We start from the raw sequence: 14,497 nt of genomic DNA, 5'->3' as shown, positions 1-14,497 counted from the left end.
CTGAACGAACAGGCTGCGCAAATACCGATTGCCGCGCCTTGATATGCTGCCAAGGATTGTCCGATCTCCCGTCGAGATCTGTTTCGGTACCAGCCCGAGCCAGGCGCCGAAGTCGCGGCCTTTGGAAAACACGTCTCCGGTGCCGATCGCGGCCACCATCGCGCTCGAGATGATGGGGCCAATGCCGGGGACCGTCATCAGCCGCTCGCAGTGCTGATCTTGACGGGCGAGCGTTTCAATCTCGCCGGAGAGACCTTCGATGCGCGCATCCAGGCGGCGCCAATCTGCTGACAGGTCTTCGATGATGCGCATCATGCGGAGCGACAGGACATCGGTTCGCGTCGCCAGGATGCCCGGCAACTCGGCGCGCAGGAAACGCAACCCTTGCCGGACCGCAACGCCCCGCTCGAGCAGGAAGGCGCGGATCTGATTGATGATGCCGGTACGCTGGCTAACCAGCCGCTCGCGCACGCGGTGCAGGGCCTGCAGGTCAAGTTGGTCGGCAGTCTTGGTTGCAACGAACTTCATGGTCGGGCGTTGCACCGCCTCGGCGATCGCCTCCGCATCGCGGAAGTCGTTCTTCTGTCCCTTGCTATACGGCCGCACGTATTTGGCTGGCATCAGCCGGGCATTGTGGCCGAGTCCCTGTAGCTTGCGGCTGAGATGATGCGCGCCGACGCAAGCCTCCATACCGATCAGGCACGGCGCCAGGTTGGCAAGTCGCGCCTCGACCTGGCCACGCGACCATTTTTGCCGGAGTACGATCGCACCACGCCGATCGTGCCCTACGACGTGAAACGAGTTCTTGCCGATATCGATACCAACCACGGCAATTGCGCTGCTAGATTTCTGAGACATGGCGCGCTCCTTTTCGGTGCCCCGAACCAGCTTCGATCACTGGCGGGGCTGGAGCACGGCCGGACCATGCCATTAGCGGTCTTGCCTCTCGATCCCGTCGCACGAAGCGCGGTCATTCGAGAACAGAGAAATCCTTGGACTTCTGTCCTTCATCGGCTTCCAAAAACCCTTCGGCAGCAAGTCCCCGCTTCAGCAGTTCCCGTAGTGCCGACGCTCTGCTCGGCATCCGCTTCTTAAAACGCCACGTATCAACGGCGCGAAGTTCGTTTTGTGACAGCATGATTTGGAGGCGTTCGCCTCTGGAGAGCTGGCCCATCCCCATTACTCCTAATGCGCAAAAGGCTTCTAATGGGCCGGTTACTATTTTGGCTAATTAGTCGCACTAACATAGTTTAATGGGAAAAGTACCTAAATAGTCGAAGCCACCAATAACGTATTGAACTAACAACTGTTTTCTTGATTTCGCGTGGCATGGAGCGCAGGCTTTGAAATGATCAGCTCAGAGGCGAACGATGACGCTAGACCGCTTACTCAAAAGGCGCGGGATACGATCGGAACATTCCGAAACACTAAGGCAGGCGTTCAATCTAGCCCTCGACGGGCTACATCTGGTTGATCGCGGCGATCCGATTTGCGAGATCGTGGCCCGCAAGATCATCGAAGTCGGCCTAGACGGCATTCGCAATCCGCAGGAGATAGCTGCCCTGACCATCGAGCGGCTTGGTCCGTACTGCGTTAGCGCGAGAGGCGCTCATGAGAATTGAACGGATGCACCCGTCGCAATACTGGCGGAAGCGAGCGGAAGAGTTCCGGACCAAGGCCGACAATGCCAAGCATAGGGAAACGAGAGAAAGCTTGCTTAAAGCCGCGCAACACTATGACGATCTGGCTCGTCGCGCTGAGATAATCCGTACCGTCCAGGATCTAGAAACATAAGGGCCACCTCAATTGGCGGAATTAGCGGACAATCGCGCAGCCGAATCCTAAGTTGCCTAAGTGGAGCGATCTTCTTCGGCCGGAAACGGCTGATAGGTATCGTGTCTCTCGGGAAAATCCTGCGGATATTGCGCTTTCCGATCACTCGGCTGAAAGCCGTCCGCTGCAAAATGGTAAGATAGGTTAATCCCAACGCAAGGGCGCTGGGTGTCCAATTAGGAACCAGTCTCTCTTTCAGACATTGCTCCTGCATCACCGCGCGGACCTAGGCTTCTATCGGTGATGAGAACGCCGGTTGCGCTCCCGCCCACTCAAGCAGGGAGCAGCGCCATGATGAAGCGGCGTCGTTTCAAACAACCAACATCGCACAACGACCGGCTTACCGGCTTCGCTCAGCGGCCGATTTGAGCGGTCTCATGCCCGAGTATTACTTCAGCATCAGCAACGGCAAGCCATATAGAAGCGAAACCGGAGAGGAATTGCGCGACGACAGGCAGGCTTGGAAGGAAGCCCTGAGGCTAGTGCGCGACGTCGAAAGCGCGCTAGATCCTGACGGGCGCTGGGATCTTGATGTGTCCGACGAAGGCGGCCTTGTCTACTCCATCAAGATTAAAGCACGTAAGCACAGGTAAGTCGCAATTCGGACGCGGCTAGAGCCCGTCGGCTCGACAAATCGTACCAACGTCGCTAAGCGCAAGCGTCCCCTCTTCGGTCGGATGTCGCCTTCTGGCCCATCAGCGAAGTATCCGCTCGCCCGGTCAAGGTCCGGTTAGCGGGCTATAGCGGACTAGATCTGCTCACGTAGGCATAGATCTGGTTCGGATGAACCTGATAACGCTGCGCCAGATCAGCCACCGTCGCATGCTCGCGCAACGCCTCCAGTGCGATCTTCGCCTTCAGCGCTGCGTCAATCTTCCGTCTCGTCCTCTGCGTCATTCTCCGCTCCGTCTGTTGCGACAGAACGGCCCAAAATCCACTTAGTCAACCGGTCCGATTTTTGGGGTCCACTTCAGCTGTCGAACTCGTCATCGGTCGCCAAGCCAATCGACTACATGCTGCGCCGCTGGGACCGGTTCGCTCGCTTCATCCATGACGGGCGGATCTGACTGGAAAACAAGTCCCTGGCTCTTCGCCGGCTCTGAACGCCGGGCTGACCGCGCCGACGCCACTTCATAATCTTCACCTTGGCGCATCTTCAAGACCAAGATGAGAAGCCAGCCAGTCGCATTTTCAGGCCGCCAGGTGGATATGAACCATGGCGGCCGCCACGACGTTATCTTTGGAAAAGCACGGTATCCTCGGAAGCAGGAAGCGCTTTGATCTTCGACTGGAAGCGGCAATGTCCTGGTCCGACGGTAAAACCACTGACGCGGCCCGCCGACAGCGGAGAAGGAGCAATTTGTTACTGCTGGTCTTGGCCGTTGGATGTCTGGTTTTTGGCGCCGCGGCGGGCGCACTGTATTACGCGTTGCGGCCGGAAGTTCTCCGGATCGCGGTTGGGCCGCCGGGAAGCGACGATCACAAAGTGGTTCAGGCGATGGCCGATGCCTTCGCTAGTGAAAGCAGAACTGTCAGGCTGTCTCCGATCAAAGCCGACGGGGCAGCCGAAGCCCTCGCCCTGCTTGGTGCTGGCAAGGCCGACCTTGCGGTCGGTCGTGGCGATCTGGAGATGCCTGCCGACGCGCAGACCGTCGCCGTCGTGCGTAAAAACTTCGTTGTGCTGTGGTCGCCTTCCGGACTTGCGGGCAAGAGCTCCAAAAGAAAGCACGCGCCGAAAATCAAGGAGATCACCGACCTCGCAGGGCGCCGAGTCGGCGTGATCGGCCGGACCCCGGCGAACGCCGCGTTGCTGCGGGTCATCCTGAGCGCCTCCGGCGTGGAGGCGGACAAGGTCGCGGTTACGCACTTTGCCACGGACCACATCGAGGAGCTGGCGCGCGATCTGACCCTCGATGCATTCATGGCGGTCGGTCCGCTCGACAGCAAAATCACGTCCGACGCCATCGGCGCAACGGGCCGGGCGCGAGGTGAGCCAAAGTTTCTCGCGATCGATGCATCGGAAGCCATCGCCCTGAAGCACCCACGTTATGAATCCGAGGAAATTCCGCCCAGCGTCTTCAGTGCGGATCCTGCTTGGCCGGATGACAAGGTTGAGACGGTCAGCGTTAACCACCTGATCGTGGCGCGAAAGACCTTATCTGAAACGACGGTGGCGGCCTTTTTCCGGCAACTATTCGCACTCCGTCAGGCGATTGCCAGGCAAGTGCCTGGTGCTGCACACATCACCAAGCCGGACACCGAGAAAGACACCGAGCTGCCGGTACATCGGGGAGCGGCTGCAGTGATCGACGGCAACGAACGCACCTTCCTCGACAGGTACGGCGATTACTTCTGGTTCGCGCTCCTGCTTCTCTCCGGTATCGGTTCGGTCGGCGCTTGGTTGCGTCGCTATTTGAATCGGGAGGAAAGGGAGGAAAACACCAGCCATCGCAACAGAATCCTGGCCCTGGTTTCCAGCGCGCGGACCGCGGAATCCAATCAAAAACTGCTGGCCATGCAGCGCGAGGCCGACGCCATCATCGGTGAAACGCTCGAATGTTTCGATGACGGCGCCATTGAGGAAGGGGAACTCGCGGCCTTTGGGTTTGTGCTCGAACTGTTGAGCCATGCCATCGTCGAAAGGCGAGCCGCGTTGCAAGGGGGCGCCCCGGACGAGGCCAGTTGTCCTGCGAATTTACGGGCCTTGAAATAGCTCGCGCGCCGCGCGCAACCAGAACTCTAGGTCCCTGCCCGCTGGGCGCTCCGCGTTCTCCCAAAGCTCGTGTCCCCGCCCCCTTGACCATTACAGTTCAACAAAAGGGCCGCTCGATTGGGAAAATAAACCCAAGCCCTCTTTTCTAGCCCTAGTCACCCCGGGCGCTGCGGCGCGCACCGCATTGCCCATCGGACACAGGACCCGGCGTGCCGCCCAGAACTGTAACGCGGACCAGTGGACTGAAGTGTTGTTGTGGCCCCAGCATGCGGCGCGCCTATAGCGTCGGAAGGAAGAACTCAAATTGAGTTGAGCGGGTGCGCAGTGGGCTGGCGAAGGCCAAAGCCAAGGGCACCATGTCCGGCAAGCCGATTGGCCGTCCGCGCATTCCCGAGCACAAGCGGCAGCAGATTCGCGAGAGCTATAAGGCTGGTGATATCAGCATGCGGGCGTTGGCAGAGCGTTTTGCCGTCAGCCTTGGCACGGTGCAGGCGAGTTTGGCTGCGACGTAGTCGAGGGCAGCGAGTGGTCGCCGACGCAGGTCGCGCGCGTGCTTGAGCGGCTGTGATGTCGGCGCGCAGGGATCAGACCGCTATTTTTCCTGTACCTCCCCTTGGGTCCACCTACCGCCGAAAAAAGGTGGCGCACCCCTGCGTGAGGTGGGTAAAGACACGGAACCCGACGCGAAAGGCGCTCCGTTAGGTGATGGAGATTTTCAATTGACGGCCGTGCCGACATGACGATGATAGCCCGTTACGTAACGGAGGGAGATCGTCATGGGTCTCAACAATCCCGAGCGGCAGGCGCGATGGCGCACCAAACGGAAGGAGGAAATCGAACGACTGCGCAACGTCGTCGCCGAACAGTCCAAGCAATTGGCCGAGGCGCGAAGGGAAATCGAGATTGCCGCTCTTCAGCAGGAGAACGCGACATTGAAGATTGCGCTTGCTGATGAGCGCAAACAGCATGCAGCAACCAAGGCCATGGCGGCCAAGCCCGCGCCGCCGCCGATTGATCCCGACGAGGTGGCCCGCCTCAAGGAGACGAACCGCAAGCTGCGGCTCGCGCTGCAAGAAATGAAGAAATGGTATGAGGGGGAAAGTCGCCGGAAGGGCATCATGACGTTCGCGACTTACGGCAAGCTCATGAAATGCTTGCATCCTGACAGCCAGCCAAGCGACGCGGAGAGAAGTGAGGCATGCGCGCTGCTCGGTCAATGGAAGCAGGACGGGGATAGAGCCCGACGCCGAGCCCACTAGCGGCCCGCGTCAATCCTGCGCCACTAACCTGCGGTCGTCGCCTCTCACCGAAACGCGAAACCCGTACAATTCATCGAGCCAGACTTGCTCGACGGTCCAGGCCTTCCCTCGGTCAGGACAACGCCAAATGACGCTCCGCGCGGACTGATGAAGTCTTCCCGAGAAAGTCAGTGACTGTTCCCTACATGCGCGTTGCCTAGCGCTCTCAAAGGGCGCCTACCCGCGCTGTTCCTGGCCAGCCGCTGCGATCGCGGCGGCACTCGACGTTCATATCCGGTCATGGCTCTGCTCAAGGAGATCGAGAAGGCGCAGAAGCTGCTCTAGGCTAGGCGCCACGACAGGAGGCGGGACGCGCCAAGGCCGACCTCCCGTTGCAACCCCGCTGCGCAACAGCCGGGCTTCCAGTGAAAGTGCCGAAGCGCCGGGCAAGAGCGGGATGAAGCGCCTGGAATGTCAGGCCAGGTTGTATGAGGTGACGCCGTCCTCGCAGTTGCGCTCGGCTTTCGCGCCGCCAGGCAGCCGGGTGAGCGCGGCGCGCAGCGTGTGCGCAGGGGGCGCAGTGTGCTGTGCATCACAGTCGAGACGAGGCCGATATGTTGTCATCCGCGCACCTTCACTAGGACTGACCATGCCTCACAAGACTGATAGCGAGAACGGTGTCATCGAATTGACGGACCAGCTCGATCGCGAGAACGAGGAGCACCAGCTCAACACTGTCTCAGGTGGCGCCGTCGCTCAAGCTGGATGGAATCTTGCACGAAACAAAAAGGCCGCCTGATAGACGGCCTTGGCGAATGGCTTCAGGGCGTCGCGCAATGTGGCGAGGCGAGGATGGCGGCCCGTTGCGCTTCATCATCAGACAAATCATTGAAAACCTGATGATTCGGCGATGAAGACGATCGACCACGATCGCGACGAGGGCCAGGATCAGCTGCCGCCGTCGCAGCCCGATGACCGTTGAGGTGCGACAGGCCCACGCCTTCGCATCCCGCCATCGCCTTAGCCGTTTAGCCGTCGTTCCTTCCCGTCAGTTTCGCTGTCTTCCCGCTGCGGCTACGTTCGTAGCGGCAACATCGCGATCTCGTCGTCACTCAACATCAAGCGGGTGAGCAGCGGCCGAGTGCGTTCCGAGGATTTTGAAAGACTCGTTCGGGCGCGGTCAGCAGTCTTCCAGCGCCAAGGCAGTCGGTCGCGGAAAGGCCGGCGAATTCACTTGATGTACCCCCCGCGGCGGTCCGTTCTGATTCGGAACGATGTGCCGTTCTATGAGGACCTTGCCGAGGTAATGCGCCGCGAGATGCTGCGAGCGCTCGCGCCCGCGGTCACGAGGGCGATGGCGACGAGGTGAAGGAACAGCGCGAAGATCAGCACTGCCGGCGCAAGAACGGCCAGCGCGGTGAGCACTACAGTGAACAGACGGTCGCTATCCATGGCCACGCTAACGCTACGCCGCTGCTAGGTCGCGGTCTGTCCAGAAGTACACAGTTCCACACGAGAGAGGGAGAAAGCCATGGCAGGCAAACCCAGACGTGGCGAGCATGAAAACAACCCGTCGCCAGCGCCGCTGCCGACGGATCAGCCAGAGCCGGCACCGGCACCGCCCCCGGAAGCACCCCCGGGCGTGCCCCCCGCATCAGGATTAGCCTCGTGCTGATCCAGCGCATTGCGCGGGACAAGGCGGTCGATCGGCTCGATCCCGCCTATCTCGCGCAATGGCGCGCTTATTACCGACACACCGTCGCCCAATACGTCGCAGGCACGATCTCGCGGGTCGACGCTCACAATGCGCTAATGTCGCTCGGCTATCGCGACGCCGCGCTTACGATCGAGCTGCTCGAACTGGATGAGGCGCGGTCGAAAGGTTTGTCATACCCGAAGTGTAATTTCACAGATAAGTCCGTCCTTGCCCCAGTCAAAGCGGACTTTCCCCTTTAGCTGGGTGATCATTCCTTCTATGATACGGCCACCGACGCCCTTTCGTGAAGGTTCCTGCGCGCCCGGACCACCTGTCTCCGTCCAGCTTAGACGCAATTGACCGTCAGCTGCGTGCGACCATCGTACGTAGACCTGTCCATCGGACAGGGACAAAGCACCATACTTTGCGGCATTGGTGGCCAGCTCGTGCAACGTCATGGCAATCGCCTGAGCGACATCTGGCTCTAATACGAGTTGTGGTCCTTCTATCACCACTCGCTTCCCAAACATTTCCGAATACGGAGCCAGTTCTTGCGTAGCGATCGCGGAAAGCTCGGCACCGATCCAGCGCGTTGCGACAAAGAGTGAGCAGACGTTCGCGAGCGCCTCGATCCGCCCAACAATCGTCTCTTTGAGGTCTTCCGGCGAGCTTGATTGCGAAAGATTAACTACCGCCAGCACGCTCGATAGTAGATTCTTGGTGCGGTGCTCAGCCTCGCGCGCCAATGTCGCAATCAGCTCCTGATTTTTCTTTTGCTCGGTAATGTCTCTTGCGATCTTTGATGCGCCGACGATTTTTCCACCGGCATCCTTGACAGGAGAAACGGTCAACGAGACGACGATCAAGCTGCCATTCTTGCGTTGACGGACAGTCTCAAAATGATCAATGCGCTCACCTCGTCTGATGCGCGTTAGAATCTCACGTTCTTCGCTTTGCCGGTCCTCAGGAATCACAAGCGTAATGGGTTGACCGATCGCCTCAACCGCCGAGTAGCCGTAGACGCGCTCGGCACCCGCGTTCCAGCTTGTAATGGTACCATCGAGATTCTTGCTCACGATCGCATCGTCGCTGGACTCGATTATGGAAGCCAGCCAGCGCAGATTTTGCTCACTTTCGCGAAGCGCAGTCTCGATCCCTCTGGCTTTGGAAATATCGCGATTGGCTTCGAGCACGATGCCATCACTAAACAACTGCATACGGCTCTCGACGAGGACTTCGCTGCCATCTTTGCAGATATGACGCAGCTCACCCGACCAGTACCGCTCATGGCGAAGTTGCGAGCGCAGATCAGCGAAGTCGATTGGAAATTTGGTCTGCAGTAGGGTGTGGCTGCTGCGTCCGACGGCTTCGTTCTGCGCAAAACCGTAAAGCCGCTCGGCTCCTGCGTTCCAGAATTCGATCGGCCCATCGAGTCGCCATGCAAGCATCGGTTCGTAGGACAATGTCAGCAGATCGGCCAAACGTTCAGCGCGCTCCAATGCTGTCTCTTTGCTCAGAGACCTGCGTTCAAATCTCAACAAGTTTTTCGGCCACATAGGACCCTCTTGCCCCAGACGCTCCACCGCCTTTTTTCGTGCAATTATAGCACCAGCGCGAGTCCTTTATTACGATCGAGAGCAGCAACTATCCCGGAAAGTCTCATTTAGCTCAAAAGGAGCTTTCAACTCATGTGGATGGTGCGGGTGATTTCGTACGCCTCCCCCCGCCTCAAATGGAGCCCTTCCACCTCGGTTGGGGTCAACTGTTCCTTTGCCAGCGCGGCCGACCAACCCTCCGGAATAGCCTTCAGAACAAGGGCCAGCGCTTCCTCCGGAGATCCAGCGGCGACCCAAAGCCTGTTCGCGCGATCGTCGGTCAAGACCCGCACGAGATGGATGCCTATCGTTGAAGAGCTTGCCATTCGATCGCTCGCTCAAGCTTTGCCGAGATTGCCTCGCGCAGCGGTAAATGCTTTCACTCAACAGAAGTTTCTGAAAGGTACTTTGGGGTTGCCGATGCGGCGCGGGTACGCGGGACCGCGATCCCTTCGCATTTCTCGCGCTTTCCGATTCCGGCTTTGCTTGACCGCCGGAATCCTCGCGCGGCATCAAACGGTCGAGATGTGGCCGATTGGCCGGCTGCGCCCATATGAACGCAATTCGCGCCGGCATACGCCCGAGCAGATCGGGCAGATCGCCGCGTCGATCCGCGAGTGGGGTTGGACGATGCCAATCCTGGCGGCCGATGATGGCATGGTGCTCGCCGGCCACGGCCGACTTGCGGCGGGAAAGCTGCTCGGCATCGCCGAGGTGCCCGTCATCGTCGCGCGTGATGGAGCGAGAACCAGAAGCGCGCCTATGTGATCGCTGACAATCGGCTTACCGATGCCAGCGATTGGGACGACGAAGTCCTCCGGCTCGAATTGAACGACCTGTTGGCCGGCGGCTTCGAGCTTTCGCTGACCGGCATCACCGAGGACGAGCTTACGAAGCTATCGGTCGGTGTGGCCGTGCTTGAAGCGATGCCGGATTTGCCGGATGGCGATCGGTCGCCTTTTTTTGGGACATGACGTTCATTCTCTATGGCGAGCAGTGGGACATCGTCGAGCGCGCCGTCGCTAGGGCGACTAAGCCGCGCGACCCGGACAATCCCAACCGATCGCCGCAAGGCAATGCGCTTGCAGCGATCTGCGCCGAATATCTAGGGCGCCTCGCATAAATCGAGTTTGGTTGATGCGGCTTACTCGATGTCCGCTATGCCCCCGATACCGACCAAATACGGCAGGGTTCCAACCTGCAAACAGACCGCTACAAGTGATAGGATAAAGGTCGGTCGCCTCGCGGGCGACCATTGCCCGTATGGGGAGCCAACGATGCCTCCTCTTGATACTGCGGTGATCGTTCTCGCTGGCATTGCTTTTCTTGCAGCCTTCGTAAATGGCGCGCTTGGCTATGGGTTTTCGTCGCTCACCGTGCCGGTGGCTCTCGTTTTCTATGCAAACCGCATCCTGAATCCCGCCGTTGTCCTGGTCGAGGTGGTCACCAACTTCTACGTTCTGTCCATCAATCTGAACGGCGTGGCAGCTGTATGGAAGAGGGTGTTTCCAATCATCACCGGTCTCCTGCCCGGCATCGGAATAGGAGCCTTGCTTCTCACTACGGTTCAGCCGGGCTGGATCAAACTCGGGACCTACGCACTCATTCTGCCCCTCATCCTGCTTCAGGCAGCCGGTTTTCGGAGACCAATTCGGCAGACATGGTGGGTTGGTCTTCCCTTTGGAACTGCGCTGGGCATCCTGTATTCGGTCACCACCATCTCGGGACCGCCGCTGGCGATGCTGTTCAACAACCAGGGTCTGGTCAAAACCGAGTTCCGGGCCGGTCTCGCATTGGTTCGCGTGGCCGAGTCGAGCGTGACCGCCATCGTCTATTACCAGCTTGGCCTGTTCACGGCTGAAAGCGGGAACATCTTATGGGTGCTTGTTCCCTGCGTTGCGGTTGGCGTACCGCTCGGCGCCTATGTCATCCGCCATCTGGATGCGGAGACGTTTCGTCGGATATGCATGAGCTTTGATGCGTGGGTCGTGGGATTCGGTTTCTCCCGGGTATTGATCGAACTGAATTTGGTGCAAAGTCCCTGGGCCTATGTCGTTCTGGCCCTCACATTTTTGATCGACGGCTATTTGCTGTACATGTTTTTCACACGGAGAGCGGCCTCAAGGCGATCGGAAAGAGCTTTGCTTACGCCCGGCGCTACGAGTGGGCTGGATCATCGCATCGCTCCGGAGATGACCGAACCTCCCTACGACCCGCTTGCTCGGCTTAACACCGACCTCGGTTACGTTGTGGCGATCCTCGCTATCGCCATGCTGGTCTTTGCAGTTTTGCCTTCAATTCGGGGGTGATGATACCGCCGTCTCCCGAGCCGGAATCCGAATCATGCGCTACGAACACAGTGACTAACCATGGGACAGGCTAAAGAAATCCGTGTCGCGCCGATCTCGCGCCGCGATGCGGACGCGCTGATCATCCACCAGCACTACAGCCACAAAACCGTGCAGAACGCGTATCTAGCGCTCGGCGTCTTCCTTGATGGCCGGCTGGAAGGCGCGATGACCTTCGGCCCGTCGATGGACAAGTCGAACATCCAGTGGCTGGTACGCGATACCGGATGGCACGGATTTCTCGAATTGAACCGGCTGGTCTTCACCGATGCGCTACCACGCAACTCGGAAAGCCGCGCGCTCGGGATCGCTCTGCGCATGATCCGGAAGACATATCCGCAGATCGAGTGGGTGATCTCGTTCGCGGACGGATGCCAGTGCGGCGACAGGACGATCTATCGCGCGGCGGGCTTCGTCCTCACGGCCATCCGGAAGAACCACAGCCTCTTGCGCGCGCCGGATGGCACGGTGGTGCACAGGATGGCGCAAGTCACCGGCAAGAACCGCGCGGATCACTTCGCCAGGAATGGTGGGCGCTGGTCGGGTGAAGGCACCCCGCTGGCGGGCTATCAGCTTCGCTATATCTATTTTCTCAATCCGGCGGCACGGGCGCGGCTGATGTGCCCGGAAATTCCTTACGCGGAGATCGAGCGGCGCGGCGCCACGATGTACCGGGGAATTGCGCGTGGCAAGCAGGCGATGGCCGATAACCCATCGGCACTGCGGCGCGGCAGCGGCGACCGCCACGCTCCAAGCCAAGTCGTTCGGCCGCTGATTGAGAGCTAGATTAGCCAGAGGTCGCTGCAGCCGTATCCGTTTTAGGGCGATGGTTCCAGCCCTCGGCAGCCTGCTTAACGGTCGGCGCAGTGGGACCGAAAGCCAAACATTCCTTACATACTACGAATTTCGGATCGATGTCGCTGTTGATCCAAACGTGCGAACCGCCGCAGAAAGGACAGGGCCGCAGCGGTGGTACAGAAACAGGGAATCCGCGCAGTGGATCGATAGCTGCGCTGTCGCTAGGCTTCCTAGGCATCTTAACGCGGTCCTCGTGCTCTCACCGCCAGCGAGCAGAACTCAAAGCAATGGGGTTGGCGCGCTTTCCAATGCGCGCAACAGCGAGCCCTGCGGTGCTCCTCAAGAGCGCTTCCGGGCCGATGTCGACGACCTCGACGAAATGATGACCGACGTCGCTATTGAAGCCGATGAAGTCCCACTTCGCGCAGGCGCTCTGGCAAGCAACGCCGGTGAAGTGCGCCGGCTGCCACTCGGGATTTTTCGTGCTTGAGCGCACAAGGACCCAATAGAAGCGACCTGGAATCAACTGTGTGACGTCAGTCATAGAATTTGCAGACCCCTCGCTCACGCCACCGCGCGACGCTCGGCCGAGCGCAGACGCATGGGCTTGCCGCCCGGCGGGTTGTGCGGACTGTCCTCGTCCAGCGCGCGTAGCGCTTCCAGAATGTCATCGATATGAACAAGCGCCTTTAGTCCGTCCGGCGCGCGTAGCGCTGGACAGGACGCGATCGCCGAGGCATCAGAGGCCCGTGACGCGAGGATGGCGCGCTTCTCGGCTAGGCTCAAATTCGGGTTAGCGATGACGTCGCGCGGATGCGAGAACACCGTGCCGGGGTGAAGAAGAGCATTGAAATCGAAGACGTTGTCATGTGCGGGCGTCGTCCGCATGGCTAACCTCCATCATAAGACGCATTAACGTGGCCGCGCGGGAGCACCCGCGCGGCGGCGATCGGAACCAAGCCGCAGCTTGGTCAGGCGGCCTTGCCCGCGATCTGCTTGGCCTGCCCGGCGCTTGCGCCCGCGATGGCGATGCGCCGCGGCTTCATGGCGTCGGGAATCTCGCGTTGAAGCTCGATGACCAACAGACCATTCTCGAAGTGCGCGCCCTTGACCTCGACGTGGTCAGCCAGGGTGAACTGCCGCTTGAACGAGCGTGTCGACATTCCGCGATGCAAAAAGGTCTTCTCGTCCATCTCGGCCTTATGGCCTTCCAACGTCAGGACGTTCTGCTCCACCGTAAGGGCGACCTCGTCCGGTGTGAATCCGGCGAGCGCCACCGAGATTTGGAAGCGGTTCTCGTCGAGACGCTCGATGTTGTAGGGGGGATAGGTCTCTTCGGCGGTCCGCTGGACCTCGTCGAGAACGTCAAACAGGCGGTCGAAGCCAATGGTCGACCTCCACAGGGGAGTCCAATCATACCTCATAGCCAAATCCTCCAAAGAGCAAGTTGGATACGAGCTGACACCGGACACCGTCCGGCGCCCGCCTTGATTCGGGGCCCCGAAGGCGCCCCAGCCGCCATGTCTGCGGCGACCAAAAAAATCTGCAACGGGCAAAAAAGTTTCAAGAGGGTGACGAAAAATTTTAGCGCCCTGACGGCGGCCTGGCTAAGTGTTTGTTGAATTCGATCACCCGGCGCACGACGCCGTTGAAGATTAAGCGGGGCAGCTGGTTATCCGTTAGATCTGAGGGAAAGCAGTTTCTCGATCAGCGCGGCGGTCAGCAGTGTGGCGTGGCCGTCCTTTGCGATGGCGTAAATGAGCGCCCGCCGGGTATGGGCCCGGGGATCGCTTTCGATGTCGCTGGCGGCTTGCATCGCCGCGAGAACCGTGGGGCGCTTCTCGATCAGGTACTCACCGCGCCCGATAAAGGCGGTGAAGTGATCCGCGGCGGATGGCGTCAATCGCCCGGGTATCGATCTGGCTAAACGTCACAGACTGCGCTTAGTGCTCGCTGGGCAATAGGATCACGCCGCCCTCGACCCAAAGGTCAATGGTGTCGAGCGGGAAATCAGTGAACGGGATGCGCTTGGACAGAACGACGTTCCCGTTTCCGTCATCGCACGTGAGGGTGGCGGTGCTCTCGGTAGTTTCCAGGCCTGGAATTCCTCCGCCTTGACGCGTGGCTCGAAAAGCTTGCGCCAAGGCGATCTCGTCAATGAGCCAATAGGCCCCGCACTTCTCGGCCATGAACTTGACGTGACCTGCCACTGAGTATTTCCTCCAGAAGGAGTTAGAGTCCGGCCAGAAGAAGGACGGACAGATGAAGCGAGCAAG

Annotated in this window: 24 protein-coding genes and 1 pseudogene; 12 read left to right on the top strand and 13 right to left on the bottom strand. The window is 59.7% G+C overall.

Features of this window, described 5'->3' with window-relative positions; translation table 11 throughout:
* The coding region (locus tag Q2941_RS47415; protein WP_458196922.1) for an IS110 family RNA-guided transposase at positions 1–858 on the bottom strand (858 nt) is incomplete at its 3' end.
* Between the two features lie 112 nt (positions 859–970).
* Positions 971–1,174 (bottom strand): hypothetical protein, encoded by a 204-nt coding sequence (locus Q2941_RS47410; RefSeq protein ID WP_458196921.1) that lies wholly within the window; start codon positions 1,172–1,174, stop codon positions 971–973.
* A 196-nt stretch (positions 1,175–1,370) separates the two neighbouring features.
* Here Q2941_RS47410 and Q2941_RS47405 point away from each other — a divergent pair, with 196 nt between their 5' ends.
* Together Q2941_RS47405 and Q2941_RS47400 are read left to right on the top strand one after the other, a co-directional pair.
* Positions 1,371–1,622, top strand: a complete 252-nt coding sequence (locus Q2941_RS47405) for a hypothetical protein (RefSeq protein ID WP_458196920.1) — start codon at positions 1,371–1,373, stop codon at positions 1,620–1,622.
* Positions 1,623–2,210: 588 nt separating this feature from the next.
* A complete protein-coding gene (locus Q2941_RS47400; RefSeq protein WP_458196919.1) occupies positions 2,211–2,426 on the top strand; it encodes a DUF6894 family protein in 216 nt (71 codons plus the stop codon).
* A gap of 145 nt (positions 2,427–2,571) precedes the next feature.
* Here Q2941_RS47400 and Q2941_RS47395 read toward each other — a convergent pair whose 3' ends face one another.
* Positions 2,572–2,730 (bottom strand): transposase, encoded by a 159-nt coding sequence (locus tag Q2941_RS47395; protein WP_458196918.1) that lies wholly within the window; start codon positions 2,728–2,730, stop codon positions 2,572–2,574.
* 403 nt (positions 2,731–3,133) lie between these two features.
* On the opposite strand from Q2941_RS47395, the gene Q2941_RS47390 reads away from it, so the two are divergent.
* The gene (locus tag Q2941_RS47390; RefSeq protein WP_458196923.1) at positions 3,134–4,546 is read left to right on the top strand and encodes a TAXI family TRAP transporter solute-binding subunit; all 1,413 of its coding nucleotides are present in this window, start codon (positions 3,134–3,136) and stop codon (positions 4,544–4,546) included.
* Here the strand turns inward: Q2941_RS47390 and Q2941_RS47385 are convergent.
* Positions 4,529–4,609, bottom strand: a pseudogene (locus Q2941_RS47385) (DUF2934 domain-containing protein); the annotation flags it as partial. The gene Q2941_RS47390 and the pseudogene Q2941_RS47385 overlap by 18 nt on opposite strands.
* A 254-nt stretch (positions 4,610–4,863) precedes the next feature.
* On the opposite strand from Q2941_RS47385, the gene Q2941_RS47380 reads away from it, so the two are divergent.
* From Q2941_RS47380 to Q2941_RS47370, 3 genes are all read left to right on the top strand, one after another.
* Positions 4,864–5,058 carry a hypothetical protein gene (locus tag Q2941_RS47380; protein WP_458196917.1) on the top strand — a complete coding sequence of 65 codons (195 nt, stop codon included), beginning with the start codon at positions 4,864–4,866 and terminating at the stop codon, positions 5,056–5,058.
* A 264-nt stretch (positions 5,059–5,322) separates the two neighbouring features.
* Complete coding sequence (locus Q2941_RS47375; protein ID WP_458196916.1) at positions 5,323–5,805, top strand: hypothetical protein; 483 nt, start codon at positions 5,323–5,325, stop codon at positions 5,803–5,805.
* 628 nt (positions 5,806–6,433) lie between these two features.
* On the top strand, positions 6,434–6,583 hold the full coding sequence (locus Q2941_RS47370) for a hypothetical protein (RefSeq protein ID WP_458196915.1): 150 nt from the start codon (positions 6,434–6,436) through the stop codon (positions 6,581–6,583).
* A gap of 485 nt (positions 6,584–7,068) precedes the next feature.
* Here Q2941_RS47370 and Q2941_RS47365 read toward each other — a convergent pair whose 3' ends face one another.
* The gene (locus tag Q2941_RS47365) at positions 7,069–7,236 is read right to left on the bottom strand and encodes a hypothetical protein (protein ID WP_458196914.1); all 168 of its coding nucleotides are present in this window, start codon (positions 7,234–7,236) and stop codon (positions 7,069–7,071) included.
* A gap of 216 nt (positions 7,237–7,452) precedes the next feature.
* Between Q2941_RS47365 and Q2941_RS47360 the strand changes: the two genes are divergently transcribed.
* Positions 7,453–7,740: a penta-EF hand family protein gene (locus Q2941_RS47360; RefSeq protein ID WP_458196912.1), complete on the top strand. Its 288-nt coding sequence runs from the start codon at positions 7,453–7,455 to the stop codon at positions 7,738–7,740.
* On the opposite strand, the gene Q2941_RS47355 is transcribed toward Q2941_RS47360, so the two are convergent.
* Together Q2941_RS47355 and Q2941_RS47350 are read right to left on the bottom strand one after the other, a co-directional pair.
* A complete protein-coding gene (locus Q2941_RS47355) occupies positions 7,672–8,979 on the bottom strand; it encodes a PAS domain S-box protein (RefSeq protein ID WP_458196911.1) in 1,308 nt (435 codons plus the stop codon). The two genes, Q2941_RS47360 and Q2941_RS47355, sit on opposite strands and share 69 nt — an antisense overlap.
* Before the next feature lie 182 nt (positions 8,980–9,161).
* Positions 9,162–9,401 carry a hypothetical protein gene (locus Q2941_RS47350; protein ID WP_458196910.1) on the bottom strand — a complete coding sequence of 80 codons (240 nt, stop codon included), beginning with the start codon at positions 9,399–9,401 and terminating at the stop codon, positions 9,162–9,164.
* Positions 9,402–9,561: 160 nt separating this feature from the next.
* Between Q2941_RS47350 and Q2941_RS47345 the strand changes: the two genes are divergently transcribed.
* The 5 genes from Q2941_RS47345 (at position 9,562) to Q2941_RS47325 (ending at position 12,209) form a co-directional block, all read left to right on the top strand.
* Entirely contained in the window at positions 9,562–9,843 is a 282-nt protein-coding gene (locus Q2941_RS47345) for a ParB/Srx family N-terminal domain-containing protein (RefSeq protein ID WP_458196909.1), read from the top strand.
* A 59-nt stretch (positions 9,844–9,902) separates the two neighbouring features.
* Complete coding sequence (locus Q2941_RS47340; RefSeq protein WP_458196908.1) at positions 9,903–10,049, top strand: hypothetical protein; 147 nt, start codon at positions 9,903–9,905, stop codon at positions 10,047–10,049.
* Complete coding sequence (locus Q2941_RS47335; protein WP_458196907.1) at positions 10,046–10,198, top strand: hypothetical protein; 153 nt, start codon at positions 10,046–10,048, stop codon at positions 10,196–10,198. The genes Q2941_RS47340 and Q2941_RS47335 overlap by 4 nt, the downstream gene beginning before the upstream one ends.
* 154 nt (positions 10,199–10,352) lie before the next feature.
* Complete coding sequence (locus Q2941_RS47330; protein WP_458196906.1) at positions 10,353–11,384, top strand: sulfite exporter TauE/SafE family protein; 1,032 nt, start codon at positions 10,353–10,355, stop codon at positions 11,382–11,384.
* Positions 11,385–11,444: 60 nt separating this feature from the next.
* Complete coding sequence (locus tag Q2941_RS47325; RefSeq protein WP_458196905.1) at positions 11,445–12,209, top strand: Mom family adenine methylcarbamoylation protein; 765 nt, start codon at positions 11,445–11,447, stop codon at positions 12,207–12,209.
* Between the two features lies 1 nt (position 12,210).
* On the opposite strand, the gene Q2941_RS47320 is transcribed toward Q2941_RS47325, so the two are convergent.
* The 6 genes from Q2941_RS47320 to Q2941_RS47295 form a co-directional block, all read right to left on the bottom strand.
* Positions 12,211–12,459, bottom strand: coding sequence for a Lar family restriction alleviation protein (locus Q2941_RS47320; protein WP_458196904.1), 249 nt, complete (start codon positions 12,457–12,459; stop codon positions 12,211–12,213).
* Positions 12,460–12,480: 21 nt separating this feature from the next.
* Positions 12,481–12,765, bottom strand: a complete 285-nt coding sequence (locus tag Q2941_RS47315; RefSeq protein WP_458196903.1) for a hypothetical protein — start codon at positions 12,763–12,765, stop codon at positions 12,481–12,483.
* 20 nt (positions 12,766–12,785) lie between these two features.
* Entirely contained in the window at positions 12,786–13,109 is a 324-nt protein-coding gene (locus Q2941_RS47310; RefSeq protein WP_458196902.1) for a hypothetical protein, read from the bottom strand.
* 83 nt (positions 13,110–13,192) lie between these two features.
* A complete protein-coding gene (locus Q2941_RS47305; protein WP_458196901.1) occupies positions 13,193–13,645 on the bottom strand; it encodes an Hsp20 family protein in 453 nt (150 codons plus the stop codon).
* 248 nt (positions 13,646–13,893) lie between these two features.
* Positions 13,894–14,124, bottom strand: coding sequence for a hypothetical protein (locus Q2941_RS47300; protein ID WP_458196900.1), 231 nt, complete (start codon positions 14,122–14,124; stop codon positions 13,894–13,896).
* Between the two features lie 40 nt (positions 14,125–14,164).
* Positions 14,165–14,497, bottom strand: a 333-nt coding sequence (locus Q2941_RS47295; protein ID WP_458196899.1) for a DUF6876 family protein, incomplete at its 5' end; no start/stop codon positions are given.

The sequence above is a fragment of the Bradyrhizobium sp. UFLA05-153 genome (genome assembly GCF_054185185.1).
Note: the sequence above shows the minus strand (reverse complement) of the source record. Positions and strands in the feature narration are given on the sequence as shown.

Bases quoted from the DNA above. Each gene is read 5' to 3' on its own strand.
- Q2941_RS47375 (WP_458196916.1), top strand. From the start codon at position 5,323: ATGGGTCTCAACAATCCCGAGCGGCAGGCGCGATGGCGCACCAAACGG.
- Q2941_RS47335 (WP_458196907.1), top strand. From the start codon at position 10,046: ATGACGTTCATTCTCTATGGCGAGCAGTGGGACATCGTCGAGCGCGCC.
- Q2941_RS47350 (WP_458196910.1), bottom strand. From the start codon at position 9,401: ATGGCAAGCTCTTCAACGATAGGCATCCATCTCGTGCGGGTCTTGACC.
- Q2941_RS47405 (WP_458196920.1), top strand. From the start codon at position 1,371: ATGACGCTAGACCGCTTACTCAAAAGGCGCGGGATACGATCGGAACAT.
- Q2941_RS47390 (WP_458196923.1), top strand. From the start codon at position 3,134: ATGTCCTGGTCCGACGGTAAAACCACTGACGCGGCCCGCCGACAGCGG.
- Q2941_RS47370 (WP_458196915.1), top strand. From the start codon at position 6,434: ATGCCTCACAAGACTGATAGCGAGAACGGTGTCATCGAATTGACGGAC.
- Q2941_RS47400 (WP_458196919.1), top strand. From the start codon at position 2,211: ATGCCCGAGTATTACTTCAGCATCAGCAACGGCAAGCCATATAGAAGC.
- Q2941_RS47325 (WP_458196905.1), top strand. From the start codon at position 11,445: ATGGGACAGGCTAAAGAAATCCGTGTCGCGCCGATCTCGCGCCGCGAT.
- Q2941_RS47410 (WP_458196921.1), bottom strand. From the start codon at position 1,174: ATGGGCCAGCTCTCCAGAGGCGAACGCCTCCAAATCATGCTGTCACAA.
- Q2941_RS47365 (WP_458196914.1), bottom strand. From the start codon at position 7,236: ATGGATAGCGACCGTCTGTTCACTGTAGTGCTCACCGCGCTGGCCGTT.
- Q2941_RS47395 (WP_458196918.1), bottom strand. From the start codon at position 2,730: ATGACGCAGAGGACGAGACGGAAGATTGACGCAGCGCTGAAGGCGAAG.
- Q2941_RS47305 (WP_458196901.1), bottom strand. From the start codon at position 13,645: ATGAGGTATGATTGGACTCCCCTGTGGAGGTCGACCATTGGCTTCGAC.
- Q2941_RS47320 (WP_458196904.1), bottom strand. From the start codon at position 12,459: ATGCCTAGGAAGCCTAGCGACAGCGCAGCTATCGATCCACTGCGCGGA.
- Q2941_RS47315 (WP_458196903.1), bottom strand. From the start codon at position 12,765: ATGACTGACGTCACACAGTTGATTCCAGGTCGCTTCTATTGGGTCCTT.
- Q2941_RS47330 (WP_458196906.1), top strand. From the start codon at position 10,353: ATGCCTCCTCTTGATACTGCGGTGATCGTTCTCGCTGGCATTGCTTTT.
- Q2941_RS47310 (WP_458196902.1), bottom strand. From the start codon at position 13,109: ATGCGGACGACGCCCGCACATGACAACGTCTTCGATTTCAATGCTCTT.